The organism is Paenibacillus sp. N119s (assembly GCF_059447605.1).
The window spans coordinates 1-1625 of sequence record NZ_JCAJRU010000431.1 but is presented as its reverse complement, the minus strand read 5'-3'; the positions used below and the strand labels follow the sequence as shown (position 1 = coordinate 1625).

Annotated in this window: 1 protein-coding gene; it reads left to right on the top strand. The window is 52.6% G+C overall.

Features of this window, described 5'->3' with window-relative positions:
• Window positions 1-1625, top strand: a 1625-nt coding sequence (locus AC5V8P_RS25495; RefSeq protein WP_495474042.1) for a non-ribosomal peptide synthetase, incomplete at both ends; no start/stop codon positions are given.

Genomic DNA, 1625 nt, shown 5'->3' with positions numbered 1-1625 from the left:
ACGTATCCGGAGGAGCGTATCCGCTACATGCTGGACGACTCGGGAGCAGAGCTGTTGTTAACGCAAAGCCATCTGGTGGACAAAGTCGCTTTTGATGGTCAGGTACTGGTGCTGAATGGGACACAAAGTGTGTATCACGAGGAGGATTCCAACCTGGAGCCGTTGTCCGGTCCGAACGATCTGGCGTATGTGATCTATACGTCGGGTACGACGGGGCAACCGAAAGGAGTTATGCTAGAGCATCGCGGTCTGTGTAATCTGAAAACGTATTTTGATCAGGAATTCCAGATCAGTACGTCGGATCATACATTGCTGTTTGCCAGCTATTCGTTTGATGCGTCTTGTTGGGAAATCTTCCAAACTCTATTCTGTGGTGCTACGTTGTATGTACCAACGTCAGAGACGATTTTGGACTATGAGAGATTCGAGCATTACATGACAGAACATCAGATTACAATGGCGACATTACCACCGACCTATGCGGTCTATCTGGAGCCAGAACAGATGCCATACCTGCGTATTCTGATGACTGCGGGTTCAGCTGCTTCAACAGAGCTGGTATACAAGTGGAAGGATCAAGTGGCGTACTACAACGGTTATGGTCCAACTGAAAACTCGGTGGCGACGTCGAGCTGGCCAGCATCCAAGGATGAGAGAGCAGGACAGCTAATTTCTATCGGACGACCTGTGCCGAATCACCGGGTATACATGGTTGATGTACATGGACATTTGGCTCCGATAGGCGTAGCAGGTGAACTGTGCGTGTCCGGTCCAGGTCTGGCTCGCGGCTATCTGGATCGTCCAGAGCTAACGGATGAGAAATTTGTACCGAATTCATTCGCGGCTGGCGAAGTAGGTTATGAAAGAATGTACCGTACGGGTGACTTGGCGAGATGGATGCCGGATGGCAACATCGAATACTTGGGCCGGATCGATCATCAGGTGAAAATCCGGGGTTATCGGATTGAGCTGGGCGAGGTCGAGGCACAAATTTTGAAAGTGGAGGACATACAAGAGGTCATCGTACTGGCCCAGGCGGACGAGCAGGGACAAAACCAACTGGTGGCGTACTTTGTTGCCGAACGTGACGTGAGTGCTGGTGAGCTGCGAAGCTTACTGGGTGAGGAGTTGCCAAACTACATGGTGCCTTCGTACTTGGTACAGCTGGAGCAGATGCCGCTGACACCGAACGGTAAAATCGACCGCAAAGCCCTGCCAGCACCCGAAGGCAGCCTGCAAAGCGGAGCCGACTATATCCCGCCGCGGACGTGGGTGGAAGTGAAGCTGGCGCAAATTTGGCAGGACGTGCTGGGCCTGGTGCAGGTCGGCGTGAAGGAAAACTTCTTCGAGATTGGTGGACATTCCCTGCGGGCGACGACACTGGCCTCGAAGATTCACAAGGAGCTGAACAAACCGCTTCCACTGCGCAGCATTTTTGAAGCACCAACGATTGAGCAACTGGCCGTTGTACTGGAACAGCTGGATCAAGTGACGTATGCGTCCATTCCGGTAGTGGAAGAGCGCAGCTTCTATCCGCTGTCCTCGGCACAAAAACGACTGTATGTGCTGCATCAGTTCGATCCGCAGGATGTGAACTACAACATGCCGTCGGTGCTGCAAGTGAG